General features: G+C 44.3%; 19 protein-coding genes and 1 pseudogene. 16 read left to right on the top strand and 4 right to left on the bottom strand.

Translation table 11 applies throughout. The annotated features are described in order from the left end of the window. The first annotated feature begins 3 nt into the window (after positions 1 to 3). The 3 genes from truC (at position 4) to purU (ending at position 2815) form a co-directional block, all read left to right on the top strand. Positions 4 to 843, top strand: coding sequence for a tRNA pseudouridine(65) synthase TruC (gene truC, locus SHAL_RS15445; protein ID WP_012278063.1), 840 nt, complete (start codon positions 4 to 6; stop codon positions 841 to 843). Between the two features lie 328 nt (positions 844 to 1171). Continuing rightward, on the top strand, positions 1172 to 1636 hold the full coding sequence (locus SHAL_RS15440; protein WP_012278062.1) for a flavodoxin: 465 nt from the start codon (positions 1172 to 1174) through the stop codon (positions 1634 to 1636). Positions 1637 to 1981: 345 nt separating this feature from the next. Beyond that, positions 1982 to 2815: a formyltetrahydrofolate deformylase gene (gene purU / locus SHAL_RS15435; protein ID WP_012278061.1), complete on the top strand. Its 834-nt coding sequence runs from the start codon at positions 1982 to 1984 to the stop codon at positions 2813 to 2815. A 68-nt stretch (positions 2816 to 2883) separates the two neighbouring features. Here purU and SHAL_RS15430 read toward each other — a convergent pair whose 3' ends face one another. The 4 genes and pseudogenes from SHAL_RS15430 to map all read right to left on the bottom strand — a co-directional run. Beyond that, on the bottom strand, positions 2884 to 3228 hold the full coding sequence (locus SHAL_RS15430; protein ID WP_012278060.1) for a DUF3718 domain-containing protein: 345 nt from the start codon (positions 3226 to 3228) through the stop codon (positions 2884 to 2886). A gap of 475 nt (positions 3229 to 3703) precedes the next feature. Further along, on the bottom strand, positions 3704 to 4528 hold the full coding sequence (gene dapD / locus SHAL_RS15425) for a 2,3,4,5-tetrahydropyridine-2,6-dicarboxylate N-succinyltransferase (RefSeq protein WP_012278059.1): 825 nt from the start codon (positions 4526 to 4528) through the stop codon (positions 3704 to 3706). A 31-nt stretch (positions 4529 to 4559) separates the two neighbouring features. Further along, positions 4560 to 7115, bottom strand: coding sequence for a bifunctional uridylyltransferase/uridylyl-removing protein GlnD (gene glnD, locus SHAL_RS15420; protein ID WP_012278058.1), 2556 nt, complete (start codon positions 7113 to 7115; stop codon positions 4560 to 4562). A gap of 215 nt (positions 7116 to 7330) precedes the next feature. Next, positions 7331 to 8143, bottom strand: a pseudogene (gene map, locus SHAL_RS15415) (type I methionyl aminopeptidase); the annotation flags it as partial. Between the two features lie 282 nt (positions 8144 to 8425). Here map and rpsB point away from each other — a divergent pair. From rpsB to lpxA, 13 genes are all read left to right on the top strand, one after another. Beyond that, on the top strand, positions 8426 to 9154 hold the full coding sequence (gene rpsB / locus SHAL_RS15410; protein WP_012278056.1) for a 30S ribosomal protein S2: 729 nt from the start codon (positions 8426 to 8428) through the stop codon (positions 9152 to 9154). A gap of 133 nt (positions 9155 to 9287) precedes the next feature. Continuing rightward, complete coding sequence (gene tsf, locus SHAL_RS15405; protein WP_012278055.1) at positions 9288 to 10139, top strand: translation elongation factor Ts; 852 nt, start codon at positions 9288 to 9290, stop codon at positions 10137 to 10139. Between the two features lie 143 nt (positions 10140 to 10282). After that, a complete protein-coding gene (pyrH, locus tag SHAL_RS15400; RefSeq protein WP_012156106.1) occupies positions 10283 to 11011 on the top strand; it encodes a UMP kinase in 729 nt (242 codons plus the stop codon). 32 nt (positions 11012 to 11043) lie between these two features. Next, complete coding sequence (gene frr / locus SHAL_RS15395; RefSeq protein ID WP_012278054.1) at positions 11044 to 11601, top strand: ribosome recycling factor; 558 nt, start codon at positions 11044 to 11046, stop codon at positions 11599 to 11601. Between the two features lie 254 nt (positions 11602 to 11855). Further along, positions 11856 to 12656, top strand: coding sequence for a polyprenyl diphosphate synthase (uppS, locus tag SHAL_RS15390; protein WP_012278053.1), 801 nt, complete (start codon positions 11856 to 11858; stop codon positions 12654 to 12656). 20 nt (positions 12657 to 12676) lie between these two features. Continuing rightward, entirely contained in the window at positions 12677 to 13534 is an 858-nt protein-coding gene (locus SHAL_RS15385; RefSeq protein ID WP_012278052.1) for a phosphatidate cytidylyltransferase, read from the top strand. Positions 13535 to 13538: 4 nt separating this feature from the next. Next, positions 13539 to 14729, top strand: coding sequence for a 1-deoxy-D-xylulose-5-phosphate reductoisomerase (ispC, locus tag SHAL_RS15380; protein WP_012278051.1), 1191 nt, complete (start codon positions 13539 to 13541; stop codon positions 14727 to 14729). 14 nt (positions 14730 to 14743) lie between these two features. Further along, positions 14744 to 16114: a sigma E protease regulator RseP gene (rseP, locus tag SHAL_RS15375; protein ID WP_012278050.1), complete on the top strand. Its 1371-nt coding sequence runs from the start codon at positions 14744 to 14746 to the stop codon at positions 16112 to 16114. 31 nt (positions 16115 to 16145) lie between these two features. After that, positions 16146 to 18629 carry an outer membrane protein assembly factor BamA gene (gene bamA / locus SHAL_RS15370; RefSeq protein WP_012278049.1) on the top strand — a complete coding sequence of 828 codons (2484 nt, stop codon included), beginning with the start codon at positions 16146 to 16148 and terminating at the stop codon, positions 18627 to 18629. A 59-nt stretch (positions 18630 to 18688) separates the two neighbouring features. After that, complete coding sequence (locus SHAL_RS15365; protein ID WP_041416483.1) at positions 18689 to 19186, top strand: OmpH/Skp family outer membrane protein; 498 nt, start codon at positions 18689 to 18691, stop codon at positions 19184 to 19186. A gap of 4 nt (positions 19187 to 19190) precedes the next feature. Then, entirely contained in the window at positions 19191 to 20207 is a 1017-nt protein-coding gene (lpxD, locus tag SHAL_RS15360) for a UDP-3-O-(3-hydroxymyristoyl)glucosamine N-acyltransferase (protein ID WP_012278047.1), read from the top strand. A gap of 37 nt (positions 20208 to 20244) precedes the next feature. Continuing rightward, positions 20245 to 20706 (top strand): 3-hydroxyacyl-ACP dehydratase FabZ, encoded by a 462-nt coding sequence (gene fabZ, locus SHAL_RS15355; protein ID WP_012278046.1) that lies wholly within the window; start codon positions 20245 to 20247, stop codon positions 20704 to 20706. Further along, positions 20703 to 21473, top strand: coding sequence for an acyl-ACP--UDP-N-acetylglucosamine O-acyltransferase (lpxA, locus tag SHAL_RS15350; protein ID WP_012278045.1), 771 nt, complete (start codon positions 20703 to 20705; stop codon positions 21471 to 21473). Before fabZ ends, lpxA begins: the two co-directional genes overlap by 4 nt. Positions 21474 to 21475 lie beyond the last annotated feature (2 nt).

Below are 21475 nucleotides of genomic sequence, written 5' to 3'. Positions count from 1 at the left end.
GAAATGAGTGATGAAACGAGAGAAGTAGCAGATAGCGAACTGCTTGATATTGAGGCTGAAGAGATCGCCCCTCATATTGAAGTGTTATTCGAAGATGATGATGTGGTGGCGATCCACAAGCCTGCCGGTCTTTTGGTTCACCGTAGTTACCTTGCTCGTCGTGAGCGCTTTTTTGCCATGCAGCTCACGCGCGATAAAGTCGGCTGTCATGTGTTTCCTGTACACAGGCTCGACAGACCAACATCGGGAATATTGTTATTCGCTAAAAGCAGTGAAATGGCCAACGCATTATGCGGGCAATTTGCCGATCATACAGTCGATAAAGAGTACTTGGCCATTGTCCGTGGCAATATGCATGAGGCCGGTACGCTCGATTATGCATTAAAAGAGGAACTCGATGAGCTAGGTGATAAAGATGTTGATCCGAATAAGGCTGCGCAAGATGCAGTGACAAGTTATCAGCCGTTGTTAAATAGTGAGATCCCATTCTCTTCTGGCCGTTATGCCACGAGTCGTTACGCGCTAGTTCAGCTTTCCCCCCATACTGGGCGTAAGCACCAGCTAAGACGTCATATGGCACACTTACGTCACCCGATCCTTGGAGATACAACCCATGGTGATGGAAAGCAAAATAAGTTTTTCCGTTCTCACTTCGGGATTAATCGGTTATGGCTTATCGCAAAGAAGCTGAGCTTTAATCACCCTAGAACAGGGGAGAGGATCGAGATTGAGACTGAACTAGAGACAGAATGGCTACAGCTATTTGAAGGGCTGGGCTGGCATGAAGACACTTTATCTGTCGACAAACAACCGCTTATCATCGCTAACGGGTGCAAAATCTAGTTGATTTATCAGTTAGCTGTTATTTGTCGAACCAATGTGGATTGCTGCTTAAGACATTTATTTTGTTGTGCTTTTAGTTTTTTCGCTAAGGCTTGGGGGGCTGATAGCTTGTATATCAGACCTTAGATTCTGTACCGTGTGGAAGTAACACATCCTTCTTATATGGGCACAGCGTTGCAGGTGTTTGCGGTGCCTTTGTCTACAAGAATGTCTCATTGCAGCGGATCCTTCTTAGCTATCACTTCAATATTGCTGTAAAGCTTGCAGCAATGTTTGTCGGTACAGTATGTTAAGGATATAACTAAATAGCTTTTAGGCGAAGTAAAACATGAAAAAAGTGAATCTAGTTTTTGGAACAGTTTATGGGGGAGCGCAGTTTGTTGCCGAGACGCTACAACAAGCGTTAATTGAGTTAGGGCGTGATGCTGTCTTGTATCAACCCGAACAGTTATCGGGCTTCGTGCCACCAGAAGATGAACTGCTATTGCTTGTGTGTTCGACGACAGGCCAAGGTGACTTGCCTGAAGATATCCAGCCTTGGTTCAATGAAATGCAGTCAAAGGCACCTTATTTACCCAATCTTAAATTTGGTTTGATTGCGCTCGGTGACTCCAGCTACGAAACATACTGTGGTGCGGGTGAACAGCTTTTAAATCTCTTTGAAGAGTTAGGTGCCAAGCTGCTAGGGGAGTTTTTAAAAATTGACGCAGGTGAAACAATGGAGCCTGAAGTTGAAGCGTTAACTTGGTTACCGAGTTGGAATAAACTCATCGATACCGAGTTGGCAGCTTAGGCAAGGGTTTTATCTACTCGTGATAATGGCTACAGCCACTCATGGCTTAGCCATTTTTGTTTTAATTTTCTTTCCCTTAATTTATCGATATCTCGATATGAGTTCAGCTATTGTAAATCGAATTACTGATCTAGCGTCAGAGTTGAACTAGCTGTTTGTCTGTTAACTGTATTTCCACTCACACTTTTCTCCGTAACAGTTTGTTCATTAATTGATATTGAAAAATACGATATCTTCAATATCAAGTGAGTAGATAAAGATATATCGGCTCAGGCTGTTGTAGGTATTTTCTAAGTTGATTAGTTTGGTGTTGATAATGAGTGCAGACTGAGAGGAAGAGGGTATATGCAACGGAAAGTATTGATAACAGATTGTGCGGATGCTCCAGGGCTGATAACCAAGATCACCCGTGTTTGTTTTGAGCATGGGCTTAATATTACAAAAAATAGTGAGTTTGTTGATCATGCTCATGGGCGATTCTTTATGCGTACAGAGCTAGAGGGGAGCTTCGAGGAAGAGTTATTGCTCAATAAGCTTCAGTCTGTTCTTCCAGAAAAGAATCACACTAAGCTCGTCGATGCCGGTAAAAAGCGCATTGTGATTATGGTCACTAAAGAAGCACATTGCTTAGGTGATATATTAATTAAATCCTATTCCGGGGCGCTTAATGTCGAGATTGCCGCTGTTATAGGAAATTACGACACGCTTAAGCCTTTGGTAGAGAAGTTTGATATTCCATTTCACGGCATTAGCCATCAAGAATTGAGTCGCAGCGAGCATGAAGAAGCAATGCAAAAGGCGATCACAGCTTATGATCCCGATTATATTGTGCTGGCAAAGTATATGCGGATTTTGACGCCTGAATTTGTACGTCAATATCAAAGTAAAATGATTAATATTCATCACTCATTCTTACCTGCATTTGTCGGTGCAGCTCCCTATAAGCAAGCATGGGAGCGAGGGGTTAAGATCATAGGGGCAACGGCGCACTTTGTGACGGATTCGCTAGATGAGGGACCCATTATCAAACAAGACGTGATCCCAGTTGATCATAGCTTTAGCGCTGAGGAGTTGGTTCGTTGCGGGCGCGATGTTGAAAAAAGCGTATTGAGTAAAGCACTACATTTAGTGATTAATGAAGAGGTGATTGTTTATGGTAATAAAACGGTGGTGTTTTAGCTTATAAGTTTCTGTTTTAAGCAAAATAAAAGAGGCTTTCGCCTCTGTTATTTTTACTGAAGGGGAACCTATTCATAGTTAACAACATAAAACTCTGCATCCGACTCCGTTAAGGCGATATCTTTAATCGTTACGGTTCCGTGGATGTATGGTGCAATTTTCTTAGCGGTTTTATCGGCACCCGCATTTACAGTAAAGTTATAAAAGCTTTCGCCGTTACAGACTAAGCGCGGGAAAACCCTGCTCTTATTGATACGGTAATCTTTCATCGTCCTATTGAATCTAAATACGTTGTTACTTGCGCCTGCTTTGCAGACAGAGACTAATGTCTCTTCAATTTGAGGTGACATCGCTGCGGTAGCACTAAATGACATTGCTAGCGCGGCTCCGGCTAAAACGTATGTTCTAATCATATCCTGCTCCTTATACCAATCAATATAAAGACTTGGTCGCCCAGCGAGAATTTAGCGGTTATGAGGCAAGGCAACGAGTGAAGAGCATAGTTGAACTACGGTTAAGCTCGTTAACACAGCATCAGAATCGCTAAAACTCGCCATTCTGGAGCGTTTTTGGCTTCCTACTTCTGCGTTGAAAAGCTTTACAATGAAATAACCATTCTTTCAGCTATTCGCCTTGAATTAGTTTGCCAAAAACGCTCTGAGTAGATCAATTTCTTATACTGATTGGCATTACTCACATTGGGGTTCACCATTGAGTAAAGCCCAATGAGTTTGGCGTACCGAAATATTAGCCATAGAGTTGTATCAAAATATTGAAAAGAGCACAGAGTGTGTCTCGGGGTAACAAAGTATGTCAATTGTGAAAAGATAAGAAAAATCCCGCGAGAAGCGGGATTTTTGTATTTGTATCACTATTACTGATAAGTGATTAGTCAACGATACGTAATAGCTCGTTGATCCCCACTTTACCGCGGGTTTTTTCATCGACTTTCTTCACGATGATAGCGGCGTATAGGCTGTAGGTACCACACTTAGAGGGTAAGTTACCCGCAACCACTACCGAACCCGCAGGTACACGGCCATAATGTACTTCACCGGTCTCACGGTCATAAATACGAGTACTTTGGCCGATATAAACGCCCATAGAGATCACACTACCTTCTTCAACGATAACGCCTTCTACCACCTCTGAGCGTGCACCGATGAAGCAGTTATCTTCAATAATGGTTGGGCCTGCTTGTAGTGGCTCTAAAACGCCACCAATGCCAACACCGCCAGATAGGTGAACGTTCTTACCGATTTGAGCACAAGAGCCAACAGTTGCCCAAGTATCAACCATAGTGCCTTCGTCTACATAGGCGCCTAGGTTAACGTAAGATGGCATTAGAACCGTGTTCTTGCCGATGAACGAGCCTTTACGAACCGCTGCTGGTGGTACAACACGGATCGCTTCTTTACGGAAACGAGCTTCGTCATAATCGGCAAACTTCATTGGTACTTTGTCGAAGTATTTGGTTTCTGCGCCATCGATAACTTGGTTATCGAAAATACGGAATGAAAGCAGCACGGCTTTTTTTAACCACTGATGAACATGCCATTGACCGTCAATTTTCTCTGCAACTCTGGCTTCGCCAGTGTCTAGCATGGCAATCACTTTCTCAACATCTGCGCGAACACTTGGTTCAACGGTTGTTGGTGTGATCTCTGCGCGTGCTTCAAAAGCCGCCTCAATACGTTGGCGTAAAGCCTCCATTAACTTCTCCCAATATTTTGTTTAAAAAAATCTATAAAGCACTGGTGAGTGCTTCACGCAATTTAGCTTGTTGCGTGTCATCGAGTTGTTGCCCATCGGCGGTCTGCAATAAAAAGAAATCTTCCGCTCGCTCGCCAATGGTGGTGATCTTTGCTGCAAGTAGGATTATTTCGCAGCGATATAATATTTCGCCGACTCTTGCGAGTAACCCTGGTGAGTCAAGTGCGATGAGCTCCATCATACTTTTACCATGGCTTCGGGTCGCAGGGAAACTCACTTGGGTTGCAACTTTAAAAGGTTTCATCTTTCTTGAAAGATTTCTAAACTTCGGCAACTTAGGCGTTTCATTACTTAGGGCTTTTATTAACGTCTTCTTGATCCCTTGAATACGGGAAAGCTGCGACACCGGTTCGCCATCTTGTTCCAAAATCACGAAAGAGTCCAGCGCATAGTTGTCTTTGGACGTCATGATGCTGGCATCATGAACAGTAATATTTTTATTGTCTAATATCGCCATCACAGTGGCAAACAACTTAGGCTTGTCTTTACCGTAGACAAACAACTCTGTCCCGCCACGGGTCATATGTTTCGAAATAACAACTAAGGTCTCATCTTGCTTGTGTTTGATGATGACCTCGGCATGCCAGGCGATTTGATTAGGCTGGTTACGCAGAAAGTAATCGGCTTTAAAACGTTGCCATAGCGCATCTAAGTCTTTCTCTTTAATGCCGCGACGTAGCAACTCTTTCTTGGCTTTAGCTTGGTGTTCGCGAACACGAGCTCGGATATCGACGGGTTTCTCTTTACCACGGGCAAGTACCCGCTGCGTTGAGAAATAGAGATCTCGTAGCAGCGAGCCTTTCCAGTTATTCCAGGTTCTCTCATTGGTGGCGCAGATATCGGCAACGGTAAGGCAGTAGAGGTAACTTAAATGCACTGCATCACGGACTCGTTCAGCAAAATCGGCAACCACATCGGGGTCGGAAATATCGCGGCGCTGAGCTGTTACCGACATCACTAAATGGTTTTCAACTAACCAACTGACTAAACGGCCATCATGGTCGTTCATGCCGTGTAATTTGCAAAACTCTAGCGCATCAATAGCGCCAAGTTTACTGTGATCGCCACCGCGACCCTTGGCGATATCGTGGAAGATTGCAGCCAGTACCAGTAAGCCTTTCTTAGGCAACTGATTTATTAGCACAGAGCCTAATGGAAACTCCTCTTTCTGTTCCGGCTGAGCAAAGTTCTCGATGTTAAGCAGTAACCTATGGGTATGCTCATCGACGGTATAGGCGTGAAAGAGGTCGAACTGCATCTGCCCTTCAATGGCGCGCCATGCAGGCAAGTAGGCGGACAGTACACCGTGTTTATGCATAAGCGAAAGCGCGACGATGCCACGAGGGTGACGCAATATTTGCATAAACAGTTTACGGCATGACTCGTGGTACATCAGTGGTTGTAGTTGAGCACGTCTAGCGCGACGTAAACTGCGTAATGTGACCGCGTAGATAGCTTGAATATTAGAGTTCTTAGCGACCCACAAAAACAGCTGTAAGATATTTTCTGGCGTATCAAATAAGTCGCTGTGTAAACTTTCAATAAAGATACCGCGTCGTTGAAAGTTGTCATCTATCGGCACGACTTCTAATGCTTTTATGTGGCCTAATGTTGCCCGCTTAAACAGTTGCAACAACATCTGATTCAGCTCCATTACTCGCCTAACCGTGCGGTAATAGTTCTTCATCATCTGCTCAACGGCGAGTTGTGTACCATCTTCATAGCCCATCAACTTGGCAACTTGAGGCTGTAGATCAAACAATAGTCGGTTTTCATCACGGCCTGAGATTAAGTGCAGTGAACAGCGCAGTTGCCATAAAAAGTCTTGCGCTTCTAACAGTTCATCGAGTTCTACAGGGTCTAAAAAACCGTGGTAGACCAGCTCTTCAAATTTTTCGGCATTAAAGTGACGCATGGCCACCCAAGCGACGGTCTGAATATCTCTAAGACCACCTGGGCAGCTTTTTAGATTAGGCTCTAAGTCAAAGGCGTTAGCGCGGCTATGGCGGACCGCTTGCTCATCGCGTTTGGCGACATAAAACTCACTGCTTGGCCAAAAGTCGTCTTGGCGAATATTGCGATAAAGTAGGGTAAAGAGTGCTTGCGGGCCGCAGAGTAATCTAGATTCGAGTAGATTTGTCGCCACAGTAATATCGCTGCGGCCTTGCTCAAGGGTTTGCTCAATACTGCGAACACTATGACCAACCTCAAGCCCAGCGTCCCAGATAAAAGCGATGAAAGCGCTTAATGCTTGTTCGGCATCTTGGGATAGCTCACCTTCGGTGAGAAACAGTAGGTCTACATCTGATTGTGGATGTAGCTCTCCGCGTCCATAGCCCCCGACGGCAATTAATGCGATAGGAAACTGTTCAAGTTTATGGGCGCTCCATTGCTGCTGAAGTAGCTTATCGACGTGTTGACAGCGAGTACTCACTATTGAACGAATATCTGATTTCGCATTAAAGCTATCCAGAATCGTTTGGTTTAAGTCGATTAAAGCGTTTTTGGCAGATTGAGCACTATTCATCAAATCTCTTCTTCGAGAACGGATCCGTTATGCAACGATTATCTATGCAAAAATCGCTAATTTAAAGGGCTTTATCTGGTTTATTCATTAGCTGGGCATTAATCGAGTAACTTGCTTTATTTTGGTGCAATAAAAAGGTGGAACGAGGTGTTAGGGGGCATAAATTGCAAAAGGCGTGTTAATACACGCCTCGTCGATGGTGGAAGGTAAAAAGATTAGTGATTAATCACTCGTGGAAGCTCTTTCTCTTCTTCCCTATGTGTTAACACCTCTACACCGGTTTGTGTCACGAGCAATGTATGTTCCCACTGTGCTGAATTTTTGCCATCAGAGGTGGTTACCGTCCAGTTGTCATGCTTATCTAACACGCTGGTGTGACGACCTGCATTGATCATCGGCTCGATGGTGAAACACATGCCTGGGCGTAATACGGTCTTGTCATTATTTTTGTAGTGCATCACCTGTGGCTCCTCATGGAAGCCTGCACCAATACCGTGGCCACAGTAGTCAGTGACAATTGTGTATTTTTCTAAGCCTGTTTTTTTAGACTTGATAAATTTTTCAATCAAGGTACCAATTTCACCCAACTTCATACCTGGGCGCACTTTTTTTATACTGGTATATAGCGCTTCTTGAGCGATTCGGCATAGGCGCGCATTTTTAGGGCTGACATCGCCGATAAGGAACATTTTGGAAGTGTCGCCGTGGTAGCCATCAACAATGACGGTAATATCGATGTTGATGATATCACCGTCAACCAATGTACGATCACTTGGTATGCCGTGACAGATCACCTCATTAATTGAGGTACAAATCGATTTAGGAAATCCATGATAATCAAGCGGAGCAGAGATGGCTCCATGCTCTTGAGTAAATTTGGCGCAAATATCGTTTAACTCATTAGTTGTCGCGCCAGCTTTGACATGTGGGGCTATCATCTCAAGCACTTGCGCGGCTAGTTTACCTGCGGCGCGCATCTTTTCAATCTCTTCAGCTGTCTTAATTACTATACTCATTCTACTGTCTCTTAGTCTTAAATTTGTCGTCTTTTTATATGACGTCTGTGCCCGAAAAAACGACGTAAATGTTTGTGCTTTTTTTCATATTATGGTATAAAGCGCGCCGTTATGTTTGACTCTTGTCGTTACCACCTTAGGTGGTTCGTCTGAGTTAAGATGACGGCCATTATACATGGCTATTGATAAATACTAAATCACACACATATCGACACGTTCTTCGGGGTGCCCTAAATAGGGTCGAAGATATGGGATATGTGGAGGTCTAACCCCTAATATTTTAAGGTAAATAAAATGACTACAGTTTCAATGCGCGAAATGCTACAAGCCGGTGTTCACTTCGGTCACCAGACTCGTTACTGGAACCCAAAGATGAAGCCATTCATCTTCGGTGCTCGTAATGGTGTGCACATCATCAACCTAGAGCACACTGTGCCTATGTTCAATGAAGCACTTGCTTTCATCAGCAACGTTGCATCAAAGAAAGGTAAAGTTCTTTTTGTTGGTACTAAGCGCGCTGCAAGCGAAGCTATCAAAGAAGCTGCTGTTTCTTGTGATCAGTTCTATGTTGATCACCGTTGGTTAGGTGGTATGTTGACTAACTGGAAAACAGTTCGTCAATCAATCAAGCGTCTTAAAGACCTTGAAAGCCAGTCTGTAGACGGTACTTTCGACAAGCTTACTAAGAAAGAAGCGCTAATGCGTACTCGTGAACTTGATAAGCTAGAGAAGTCTCTTGGTGGTATCAAGAACATGGCTGGTCTACCAGACGTGATTTTCGTAATCGGTGCTGACCACGAGCATATCGCTATTAAAGAAGCTAACAACCTAGGTATTCCTGTTGTTGCTGTTGTTGATACAAACTCTTCTCCAGACGGTATCAACTACATCATTCCTGGTAATGATGATGCTATGCGTTCTATCCGTCTTTACACTGGTTCTGTTGCTGCTGCTGCAAAAGCTGGCCGTGGTCAAGACCTAGCTGTACAAGCTGAGCAAGACGGTTTCGTAGAAGCTGAATAATATCGGTCGATGAATTTTCATCACCCTTATTAACCAAGATACATGATTGGTGAACAGGGGCTCTTTCATTCAATATGATTGGCCCCTGTTTCTTATCTATTGAATTTGAAATTTATCTGTAGAGGATTTAGCAATGGCAATTACTGCTGCCCAAGTTAAAGAACTTCGTGACCGCACTGGCGCTGGCATGATGGACTGTAAAAAAGCACTGACTGAAACTAACGGTGACATCGAGTTAGCAATTGATAACATGCGTAAGAGCGGTGCTGCTAAGGCTGCTAAAAAAGCGGGTAACATCGCTGCTGAAGGTGCAATCCTTATCAAGCAAGGCGAAGGTTACGCTGCTCTACTAGAAGTTAACTGTCAAACTGACTTCGTTGCAAAAGATTCTAACTTCCTAGCATTTGCTAATGAAGTACTAGATGTTGCTGCAGCATCTAAAGTAACTATCGAAGATTTGAAAGCACAGTTCGAAGAAACTCGTGTTGCTCTAGTTACTAAAATCGGTGAAAACATCAACGTACGTCGTATTGAGTACATCGATGGCGCTAACCTAGCACAGTACCGTCACGGCGAGCGTATTGGTGTTGTTGTTGCAGGTGAAGCTGATGAAGAGACGCTAAAGCACATTGCAATGCACGTTGCTGCTTCTAAGCCTGAATACGTTAACCCTTCAGATGTTCCTGCGGAAGTTGTAGAGAAAGAAAAAGCTCTTCAAATCGAAATCGCTATGAACGAAGGTAAGCCAGCTGAAATCGCTGAGAAGATGGTTATCGGTCGTATGAAGAAGTTCACTGGTGAGGTTTCTCTTACTGGTCAAGCTTTCATCATGGAACCAAAGAAAACTGTTGGCGACATTCTTAAAGAGAAAGGCGCTTCAGTAACTAACTTCATTCGTTTAGAAGTTGGTGAAGGTATCGAAAGAAAAGAAGAAGATTTTGCTGCTGAAGTAGCTGCACAAATCGCTGCTACTAATAAGGCTTAATCTCCTTATTTAGCAAACATAAGACCGTAGCAATTGCTGCGGTCTTATCGTATATACTCAACTGGTTTTTTGTTTGGCTAGATTCAGCCCAACCAAATTGGTTAAGTGTACAACCCCTATCGCCATAATCAGGACTAATAAATATGAGTACCAATCCTAAACCTGCATTTCGTCGTGTTCTTTTAAAACTAAGTGGTGAAGCCCTAATGGGCGAAGAAGGCTTCGGCATTGATCCTAAAGTGCTTGATCGTATGGGGCAGGAGATCAAAGAGCTAGTAGAGCTAGGTATTCAAGTGGGTGTTGTCATTGGCGGTGGTAACTTGTTCCGTGGTGAAGGTCTGGCTAATGCGGGTATGAACCGTGTAGTGGGCGATCACATGGGCATGTTGGCAACAGTGATGAACGGCTTAGCAATGCGTGATTCGTTGCACCGTGCATATGTTAATGCACGTTTAATGTCAGCCATTCCGCTTAAAGGCGTGTGTGATGATTATAACTGGGCTGAAGCAATTAGTTTGCTAAAATCAGGCCGTGTTGTTATTTTTGCTGCAGGTACAGGTAACCCATTCTGTACGACTGACTCTGCTGCGTGTTTACGTGGTATCGAGATTGAAGCGGAAGTAGTGATTAAAGGCACCAAAGTTGACGGCGTTTATTCAGATGATCCAGTTAAAAATCCAGAAGCCGTCAAGTATGATGTTATGGGGTACAATGAAGTACTCGAAAAAGAATTGAAAGTAATGGATTTGGCTGCATTCACTATGGCCAGAGACCATAATATGCCATTGCTTGTATTTAACATGAATAAACCAGGTGCACTGCGCCGTGTTATCATGGGCGAGCAAGAAGGCACAATGATTAAAGCTGTTTAAGCTATATTTAGTGACTTAAAAGGACATATAACGTGATAAACGAAATTAAAAGCGATGCGCAAACTCGCATGGACAAGTGTGTTGAGTCGACAAAAACTCAAATGGCTAAAGTTCGTACCGGCCGTGCACACCCAAGCTTATTGGATACCATCCAAGTACCTTACTACGGTTCGCTGACTCCACTTAAGCAAGTTGCAAGTGTATCTATTGGCGATGCGCGCACATTAACGGTATCAGTATTTGACCGTACTATGATTGCAGCTGTTGAAAAGGCAATCATGAGCTCAGACCTTGGTCTGAACCCAATGTCAGCGGGTGCGACAATTCGCATTCCATTACCTGCATTGACAGAAGAGCGTCGTAAAGATCTTATCAAGGTTGTTCGTGCTGAAGCCGAGAACGGCCGTATTGCGATTCGTAACGTTCGCCGTGATGCTAACTCAAACGTTAAAGAGTTAGAGAAAGAAAAAGAGTGTACGGAAGATGACGTTCGCCGTAGTGAAGATGATGTGCAGAAGCTAACTGATGCGCACATTAAGCTAGTCGATGACGTTTTAGCTGCAAAAGAAAAGGAACTGATGGAGTTCTAAATAGCACTCCTCAGCATAGGGGAGTGTTGACTATTTAGGTTGATTTATAATTAAGCTATATGTGTGTTTCTTGGTTTTTCGTGAGATATCACGAACTTTTCACGTCACACATTAAGCTTCACAGCTCACGCCTTAATAATAAAAGCGGTGAGCTCGGACAAAAATTAAACTCGAATGGACAACATGCCCTAGAGTTCAGACGCCGTGTAGAGTTATACTACACGGCGTTTGTCTATTTTTAAGGGTTGTAATAGATGTCAATCGATTCCCAGTCTGACACTGAAGTGACAGAGACCTTACCAAGCGAAATATCCGACTTGGTAAAACAGTCGATCCCCAAACATGTTGCTATCATTATGGATGGCAATGGACGTTGGGCACAGGCTCAGGGAAAGCCGCGAGTTCTCGGCCATAAAGCTGGGGTCAAGGCCGTTAGGCGAGCAGTCAGTACGGCCCGTAACTTAGGGGTTGAATCATTAACCTTGTTTGCGTTTTCTAGTGAAAACTGGCGCAGACCTGACAAAGAAGTCAGCTTGTTAATGGAGCTATTTTTTACCGTGCTGCAGCGCGAACTTAAGTTGCTGCACAAGAATGGGGTTCGCCTCAATATTATCGGTGATATCAGTCGATTTTCTCCGCGGTTGCAAAAGCAAATTGCAGCGGCAGAAGAGAAAACGGCGGACAATAAAGATTTAGTGCTTAATGTGGCGGCTAACTATGGTGGACGCTGGGACATTTTGCAGGCAGCACAAAAAATGGCTGTTAAGGTCGAATCTGGTGAAATGAGCAGCACTCAGTTTACCGAAGAGGCCCTAAGTGAGCATTTGTGCATGCAAAATCAAGCCGAAGTTGATTTAATGATCCGCACTGGTGGTGACTATCGTATTAGCAACTTTGTCTTGTGGCAAGCCGCTTATGCCGAGTTAGTCTTTACTGACACTTTGTGGCCGGATTTTAATGAGGATGCGTTTAAAGACGCGATTGCTATTTTTGCTAATCGTCAGCGTCGATTCGGTTTGACAGGAACTCAAATCGATACCATCCGCTCTTTGTAATAATTAGTGAGGGAAGTTTTTTGCTAAAACAACGAATAATAACAGCAATATGGTTAATCCCCTTAGTTTTTGGTGCCATCTTCGGTTTACCGACTGAGTATTTTTCTTGGGCACTATTGGGAGTATTTTTAATCGCCGCTAAGGAGTGGGGGCGCATTATCGATAGTCGCTGTCAGATGACTCAGTGGAGTTTCACAGTGACTATTGGTGTTTTGCTAGCGGCCCTGAATATCTTGGTTCCAGCCGACGAGATTTGGTTACGAGGTATGATGCACCCGATATTTCTTGGGGTGATCCTTATCGGTGGCTTCTGGTGGTTTATCTCCTTTATCATGGTGTTGTCTTTCCCTAAAAGCGCTCGCTTCTGGGAAAATAGCCACATGTTAAAATCTATGTTTGGCCAGTTAACGCTGATCCCATGTTTCGTTTCGCTCGTCTCGCTTAAGGCTCTGAGTACTCAAGCTTCACCTTATTACGGTGGCACCTTAGTATTGTTAGTGATGCTAGTCGTCTGGGCTACCGATTCTGGCGCCTATTTTGTAGGCAAGCGATTTGGTAAGCGTAAGTTGATGCCAAATGTTAGCCCTGCTAAAACTATCGAAGGTCTGCTTGGCGGCCTGTTGACGACCATGATAGTGGTAGCGGGTATTATGTATTTCTCTCCTGAGCAGGAGCTCGGTTTAGTTATCGCAGTAACCCTGTTTACGGCATTAGCCTCCGCAGTTGGTGACCTGTCTGAGAGTATGTTTAAGCGAGTCGCAAAAATTAAAGACTCTGGCACTATCCTACCGGGTCACGGTGGCGTATTAGATAGAATCGATAGCCTAACGGCTGCTCTACCTGTATTCACATTAATCTATATAGCTTTTTGGATGTAACTAAATGCAAAACATGGTGATTTTAGGCGCGACGGGCTCTATCGGTGCCAGCACCTTGAGTGTTGTAGCGTGTAATCCAGAGCAATACAAGGTATATGCTCTAGTGGCGAATACCAATGTCGCAAAGATGCTGGAGATCTGTATTGCGCATCAGCCTAAAATTGCCCATATGGTCGATGCACAAGCAGCCCAATCGCTTAAGCAACAACTTCCAAGTCATTTAGATATCGAAGTGACGACGGGTGAAGATGAACTTTTATCACTCGTAAGTAGCAGTGATGTTGATACGGTTATGGCGGCCATTGTTGGCGCAGCGGGCTTACCTTCGACACTCGCCGCCGTTAACGCGGGTAAGCGCGTGTTGTTAGCCAATAAAGAATCGCTGGTTATGTCGGGGCAGCTGTTTATTGAAGCTATGCAAAAATCGGGCGCACAAGTGCTACCCGTCGATAGTGAGCATAACGCTATTTTCCAGTGTTTATCTGAACGCTCTCAACTTGAGATTGGTCGCTGCGATCTAGCTGGTGCAGGGGTTTCTCATATCTTGCTGACAGGTTCTGGTGGCCCATTTTTAACTTCTGATTTGGCAACGCTATCGGCAATGACCCCGGAGCAGGCTTGTAAGCACCCTAATTGGTCAATGGGGCGCAAGATCTCTGTTGATTCGGCGACCATGATGAATAAAGGCCTTGAGTATATTGAGGCGCGTTGGCTGTTTAACGCTAGCTCCGAACAGTTAAAAGTGGTTATTCATCCTCAAAGTGTCATTCACTCCATGGTACAGTATCGCGATGGTTCGGTATTGGCGCAGTTAGGTAATCCTGATATGCGTACACCTATTGCTCATTGTATGGCTTTTCCACAGAGAATTAACTCAGGAGTTGAACCTTTAGACTTTTTTAAAGTCGGACAGTTAAGCTTCTTAGAACCTGATTTTACTCGTTTCCCTTGTTTAGCGTTGGCAATAGAGGCTTGTAAACAAGGGCAAGAAGCGACAACCGTATTAAATGCTGCCAACGAGATCTCCGTACAGGCATTTTTAGATGGCAAGATTCGATTTACCGATATAGCAAGAATAAACGAACAGAGCTTAATGAATACGGCGACGCATCCATTAAACAGTATTGATGATATCTTGGCGTTAGATTTTCAAAGCCGTCAATCTACATTAGACGCCATCACTAAGCTGAATTAGTTCAGAGGAAAGGAATGATCGATTTTTTATGGAACCTAGGTTCCTTTATTGTTGCCTTAGGGATCTTAATTGCAGCCCATGAATACGGGCACTTTTGGGTTGCTCGTCGCTGTGGTGTTAAAGTTGAGCGCTTTTCCATCGGATTTGGCAAAGCCATTTGGCGCAAGACTGGCAAAGACGGTACCGAGTATGTCATCGCGATGATCCCGCTGGGTGGTTATGTCAAAATGCTCGACGAGCGTGTTGATGACGTGCCTGAAGAGTTAAAAGATCAAGCCTTTAACCGTAAATCAGTTTGGCAGCGTATCGCAATTGTCAGCGCAGGCCCGATTGCGAACTTCATCTTTGCGATTATCGCTCTCTACGCAATGTATCTTATTGGTGTTCCAGCCATTAAACCCGTTATTGACTCTACTATTGCAGGTACTCCTGCGGCACAAATTGTCGTCAAAGAGCCAATGCAGATCATGTCAGTTGGTAACCAAAAGGTCAGAGATTGGGAGGAGGTTAACCTTGCCCTTGCCAGTCATATTGGTGACAGCAAGGTCGATTTAACTGTAGCACCACTGTCTCGCCTAGAAGGTACCTCTGGTGATGAGCAAACGTATTCGTTAAATACTCAGAATTGGAACGTTAATCTTGAGAAAGAGCTACCGATTACTGCGATTGGCCTTGGCATGTATCGCCCTGCGATATTACCGACGCTGGCATTAGTCAGTGATGACGGCGCAGCGGGTCTTGCCGGTATCAAGGTGGGTGACACCTTAGTTGCGATTGATGGTGAAAAGTACCAAGATTGGCCGCGTTTCGTCGAAATTATTCAGGGTTCTGCTAATAAGACTGTCACTATTACCATACGTCGTGATGGAGAGCAGTTGGCGATTAAGGTCACACCCAAGTCTCGAGAAAATGCCGAAGGTAAACTTGAAGGCGTGATTGGCGTGGCGCCAACTTCTGAGCCATGGCCTGAAAACATGAAGATACAATTGGAATACGGATTTTTAGATTCTTTTCCGGTTGCAGTCGATAAAACATGGCAACTTGTCTCTGTCAGCATTAAGATGATTGGCAAGTTACTTACCGGTGACGTTTCAGTTAAAAATTTGAGTGGCCCAATTTCTATTGCACAAGGTGCAGGAAATAGCGCTGACGTCGGACTGGTATATTTTTTAGGTTTTCTTGCATTGATTAGCGTGAACTTAGGCATTATTAATTTATTGCCTTTGCCAGTGTTAGATGGGGGACACCTTTTGTATTACTTCGTTGAGGTAATTACAGGCAGGCCTGTACCGGAGAAGGTACAGGAAATTGGATTCAGAATTGGGGCAGCTATGCTGCTGCTGTTGATGAGCGTTGCGCTTTTCAATGACTTTTCCCGACTCTGAGCAAGGACAGACAAATAATTAGAAGTGCTCTATGAGATTGAATAAACTTTTTGCCTCGATGTTATTCGTCGGAGCGTCTTTTTCAGGGAACGGTTGGGCCGAGACATTCCAACCTTTTGAAGTAGCTGATATCCAAGTTGAAGGTTTACAGCGAGTGGCACTCGGTGCGGCTTTGCTTAACTTACCTGTGAAGGTTGGGGATACTGTTGATCAATTAAAATTGCAGCAAGCGATTAAAAGTTTGTATGCATCAACTAACTTCGAAAAAATTGAAGTGCTGCGAGACGGTAATGTGCTCGTGGTTAAAGTGACTGAACGGCCAACTATTAGCTCTGTTACCTTCGAGGGTAACAAAGATATTAAAGATGAGCAGTTACAAGAGAGTCTTGATGGCTCTGGTGTTAAAGTCGGCGAGTCTCTCGACCGTACTATGCTTTCTGGTATCGAAAAAGGCCTACAGGATTTCTATTACGGTGTAGGTAAGTACGGTGCGAAAGTTAAAGCCGAAATTATTAATCTTCCGCGTAATCGAGTTGAGCTAAAGTTCACCTTTACCGAAGGTCTAGCGGCTGAAATTCGTCAGATTAATGTTGTGGGTAACACAGAATTCAGCGATGCTGAGCTTATCGGCATGCTAGAGCTTAAAGATTATGTGGCTTGGTGGGATCTGTTTGGCGAGCGTCGCTATCAGAAACAAAAGCTGCAAGCTGACCTTGAGACGATTAAGACTTACTACCAAAACCGCGGCTACATTCGTTTTGATGTCACCTCTACACAGGTGGCAATGACCCCAGATCGTAAAGGCCTCTACATTACAATTAACGTCGACGAAGGTGAGCAGTACAAAGTCAAAGACGTTAATCTAACCGGTGACTTAATGGGTAAAGAAGAGGTGCTAGAAGCCATCTTACCTTTGAAGGCTGGGGATATGTATAACGGCGGCGATGTGACCTTTACCGAAGAGATGTATGGTAAATATCTAGGTCGATTCGGTTATGCTTACCCTGAAGTAAAAACTTACCCTGAAATTGATGACGAGACTAAAGAAGTTAATCTTAATATCAACATCAACCCAGGTAAGCGCGTCTATGTACGTAACATCAGCTTCACAGGTAACACTGTTACTAAAGACGAAGTGATGCGTCGCCAGTTACGCCAGATGGAAGGCGCTTGGCTTAACTCAGCGCAAGTTGAGTTATCTAAGTCAAACCTTAACCGTCTAGGTTACTTTGAGACTGTCGATACAGAGACCGTACAAGTACCCGGTACCGATGATTTGGTCGATGTGGCATTTAACGTGAAAGAGCAGCCATCAGGCTCGTTTAACGCGGGTGTGGGTTACGGTACTGAATCAGGTCTTAGCTTACAGTTTGGTGTTCAGCAGAGTAACTTCTTAGGTACGGGTAACCAAGCTGGTGTTAATTTAAACACCAATAAATACTCTAAGAACGTCAATATTAACTATACCGATCCATACTTTACCAAAGACGGCGTGAGCCTAGGCGGTAGTATCTATTGGAGCGAGTTCGATGCCGACGAAGCAAACCTTGAAGCCTATAAGAACAGCTCTTATGGTATTTCGCTAAACTCAGGTTTCCCTATTAACGAATACAACCGTATTAACGGCGGTATTGGTTATCGTCATAATGAAATCTCCGAGATTTCGGCTTACGAGCAAGCTGTTCGTTTCTACGACATTTATCGTGATAGCGACGATCCTAATGCGGGTTTAAGTTTCGACAACTTCGAGCTGAGCCTAGGTTGGTCTCGTAGTAACTTGAACCGTGGTACGTTCCCATCGGATGGTTCGTCTCAGCGCCTAAACGGTAAGATGACGGTACCGGGTTCGGATTTGCAGTACTTCAAAGCAGATTTTGATACTAACTTTTACTTCCCGCTTAACCGCAGCCACAGCTTTGTTGTGCTAACCCGTGCGCGTTTAGGTTACGGTAATGGTTATGGTCAGTTTAATGATAATGATCAAATCTTACCGTTCTGGGAAAACTATTACTCAGGTGGTAGTAGCTCACTACGAGGCTTTAAGTCTAACTCTGTGGGCCCACGCTCATTCTACTTGTATCGCGGTAGTGAGCCATGTGCACCTGATCCATCTGGAGAAGGTTGTAGTTTGCCGGGCGATCCTAACCAAATTCAGGTTAGCTCAGGCCGCTCAATTGGTGGTAACGCTATTGCTACCGCAAGTTTAGAGTTAATCGTGCCAACACCATTCTTGGATGAGGCTTATACAAATTCTGTGCGTACAAGTTTCTTTGTGGATGCGGGTAACGTATGGGACACTGAGTTTGACTACGATTCATATCGTTATCTTCCAGTTGAAGAGTTTGATAAACTGCAAGATTATAGCGATCCGAGCCGTATTCGTGCCTCATGGGGCATGAGCGTACAGTGGCTATCGCCGATGGGACCTATGGTATTTAGCCTTGCATGGCCAATTAAAGAATACGAGGATGATGAAACTGAAATCTTCTCGTTTAATATTGGTAAAACTTTCTAAAATCAATTTGAAAAAAATCGGCAAGTTCTGCTGAGATAAAGGAGTTCGTTTTGAATAAGATGTTGAATCGCGCAATGATGGTTTTGGTTCTTTTAGGCGCACCGCTAGCGGCGCATGCAGAAAAGATCGCAGTAGTTGATATGCAAGCAGTTTTTGAGCAGTTGCCACAGCGCGAGCAAGTGAACGAAACATTAAAAGCTGAGTTTGGTGATCGTGTTGCTGCCGTGCAGAAGATGCAAGAAGAGCTTCGTGGTTTGCTAGAAAAGCAACAGCGTGATGCTGCGCTAATGAGCGAGTCTCAGAAAACCGATATGATGCGCAAGATGGAGTCTATGAAAGCTGAGCTTCAATTGAAGGGCAAAGCATTAGATGAAGATATGCGTCGTCGTAACGGTGAAGAGCAGAATAAACTACTACTTGAAGTTCAAAAGACAATTAACTCTATTGCTGAAAAAGAGCAATATGACATGGTGCTTCAACGTGGCGCCGTTATCTATGTTAAGCCAAGCGCTGACATTAGTAACAAAGTGGTTGAAGCTTTAGGTAAAGGCAAGTAAATAGATGAAAAGCTATACTTTAAGAGTATTGGCTGACCATTTAAATGCAGACGTTCAAGGTGATGACTCAGTCGAAATTTCGACTGTAGGCACCTTGGACGGTGCAGGTCTAGGTCAGATCTCTTTCTTGGCAAATTCTAAATATCGCTCGCAGCTGGCTAGTACAGCTGCGTCGGCGATCTTGATGACGCCTAAAGATGCAGAGGGCTTTACTGGCAACGCGATCGTTCTTAACGATCCCTATGTTGGTTTTGCACGCATCGCACAATTTCTCGATACTACCCCAAAGGCTGCCGATAGCATCCACCCATCTGCACAGATAGCGGCTTCTGCTATGCTAGGTGAAGGTGTGGCAATTGCAGCTAACGCGGTGATCGGCGAAAATGTTATTCTAGGTAACAATGTACAGATAGGTGCAGGTAGTGTTGTTGGTCAAGATAGTGTGATTGGTTCAAACACTATGTTGTGGGCGAATGTCACTGTTTACCACAATGTGCATTTAGGCCAAGACTGTATCATTCACTCTGGTGCCGTTTTGGGATCTGATGGCTTTGGATATGCTAACGAGCGTGGGCAGTGGATTAAAATTCCACAGACAGGCGGTGTACGCATTGGTGACCGGGTTGAGATTGGTGCAAACACCACAGTGGACAGAGGTGCTATCTCGCATACTGAAATTCATGATGGTGTGATCATTGATAACCAAGTCCAGATCGCCCATAACGATATTATCGGTGCCAACACGGCTATTGCTGGTTCTACCGTTGTCGCTGGCAGTGTCACCATAGGTAAGCATTGTATTATCGGTGGTAACTGTGCGATATCAGGGCATATCAGTATTACCGATGGCGTTCATGTGACAGGTAGTACCAATATTACTAGCGTGATCAGAGAAGCGGGTGTTTACTCATCTGCGACGGTTGCGATGGATAATAAGTTGTGGCGCAAGAATACCGTTCGTTTTAGACAGTTAGATACGCTATTCCAACGTGTGAAGACATTGGAAAATAACGTAAAGTAAATGAAATACTGCTTTGTGCAGATAAAGGAAAATTTTCGTGTCAAATCAATTGAATACAATGGATATCAAAGAGATCCTAAAATTTTTACCTCATAGGTATCCATTTTTATTGATCGATAGAGTGCTAGATTTCACGCCAGGTGAAACCTTACATGCTATTAAGAACGTCACTATTAATGAACCATTTTTCCAGGGACACTTCCCGGTTCAGCCTGTGATGCCAGGAGTCTTAATTTTAGAAGCAATGGCACAGGCGACTGGTCTATTGGCTTTTAAAACCATGAGTGAAGAGCCTTCTAATGACGCGTTATACTATTTCGCTGGTATCGACAAAGCGCGATTTAAGCGTGTTGTTGAGCCAGGCGACCAACTTCATTTTGAAGTGCAAATGATTAAAGAGCGCCGCGGAATTGGCGTGTTTACTGGCGTTGCTAAAGTGGATGGCGAGATTGTTTGTTCAGCTGAAATCATGTGTGCACGTAGAGAGATTTCTAAGTGATTGATAAATTAGCTTATATCCACCCAGATGCCAAAATAGGCAAAAATGTTACTATTGGTCCATGGACTTATATTGGCGCTGATGTCGAAATTGGTGATGATTGCTGGTTCAGTTCACATGTTGTTGTGAAAGGCCCAACCGTTATTGGTAAAGGCAATAAGTTCTACCAGTTCGCCTCAGTGGGTGAAGATTGCCAAGATAAAAAGTATGCCGGTGAAGCGACTCGCTTGATCATCGGTGACAATAACGTGATCCGTGAATCGGTAACGATCCACCGTGGTACGACTCAGGATAACTGGGAAACGCGTATTGGCTCAAATAACCTGTTCATGGCTTATGTGCATATTGCTCATGACTGTGTGGTTGGTAGCAACGTGATTATGGCAAACAATGCATCGATCGCGGGGCATGTGCATGTTGGCGACTGGGCTATCTTAGGTGGTATGACCGGCGTTCATCAGTTCGTTCATATCGGCGCTCATGCGTTTACCGCAGGTAGCTCATTGATCCTTAACGATGTGCCCCCATTTGTGATGGCGTCGGGCCAACCCGCTATCCCTAGAGGCCTAAATCTCGAAGGTATGAAGCGTAGAGGCTTCTCTAAAGAGTCGCAGCTTTCGGTTCGCCGAGCATATAAGACCTTGTACCGTAGCAGTTTGACTGTGGCCGAAGCCGTAGAGCAGCTGAAAGAGGCTGCTGTGGATGATGAGCAGGTTAAGTCTCTAATCGACTTTGTTGCTTCCTCGCAACGAGGCATCATTCGCTAGTC

It is taken from the genome of Shewanella halifaxensis HAW-EB4 (genome assembly GCF_000019185.1).
In the GTDB taxonomy this organism is placed as follows: Bacteria; Pseudomonadota; Gammaproteobacteria; order Enterobacterales; family Shewanellaceae; genus Shewanella; species Shewanella halifaxensis.
The sequence above is the reverse complement of the archived record's forward strand: the minus strand, read 5'-3'. Positions and strand labels throughout refer to the sequence as shown.

Coding starts and splice junctions, on each gene's coding strand:
- truC (WP_012278063.1), top strand. CDS start 4: ATGAGTGATGAAACGAGAGAAGTAGCAGATAGCGAACTGCTTGATATT.
- SHAL_RS15440 (WP_012278062.1), top strand. CDS start 1,172: ATGAAAAAAGTGAATCTAGTTTTTGGAACAGTTTATGGGGGAGCGCAG.
- purU (WP_012278061.1), top strand. CDS start 1,982: ATGCAACGGAAAGTATTGATAACAGATTGTGCGGATGCTCCAGGGCTG.
- SHAL_RS15430 (WP_012278060.1), bottom strand. CDS start 3,228: ATGATTAGAACATACGTTTTAGCCGGAGCCGCGCTAGCAATGTCATTT.
- dapD (WP_012278059.1), bottom strand. CDS start 4,528: ATGGAGGCTTTACGCCAACGTATTGAGGCGGCTTTTGAAGCACGCGCA.
- glnD (WP_012278058.1), bottom strand. CDS start 7,115: ATGAATAGTGCTCAATCTGCCAAAAACGCTTTAATCGACTTAAACCAA.
- rpsB (WP_012278056.1), top strand. CDS start 8,426: ATGACTACAGTTTCAATGCGCGAAATGCTACAAGCCGGTGTTCACTTC.
- tsf (WP_012278055.1), top strand. CDS start 9,288: ATGGCAATTACTGCTGCCCAAGTTAAAGAACTTCGTGACCGCACTGGC.
- pyrH (WP_012156106.1), top strand. CDS start 10,283: ATGAGTACCAATCCTAAACCTGCATTTCGTCGTGTTCTTTTAAAACTA.
- uppS (WP_012278053.1), top strand. CDS start 11,856: ATGTCAATCGATTCCCAGTCTGACACTGAAGTGACAGAGACCTTACCA.
- ispC (WP_012278051.1), top strand. CDS start 13,539: ATGCAAAACATGGTGATTTTAGGCGCGACGGGCTCTATCGGTGCCAGC.
- rseP (WP_012278050.1), top strand. CDS start 14,744: ATGATCGATTTTTTATGGAACCTAGGTTCCTTTATTGTTGCCTTAGGG.
- bamA (WP_012278049.1), top strand. CDS start 16,146: ATGAGATTGAATAAACTTTTTGCCTCGATGTTATTCGTCGGAGCGTCT.
- SHAL_RS15365 (WP_041416483.1), top strand. CDS start 18,689: ATGTTGAATCGCGCAATGATGGTTTTGGTTCTTTTAGGCGCACCGCTA.
- lpxD (WP_012278047.1), top strand. CDS start 19,191: ATGAAAAGCTATACTTTAAGAGTATTGGCTGACCATTTAAATGCAGAC.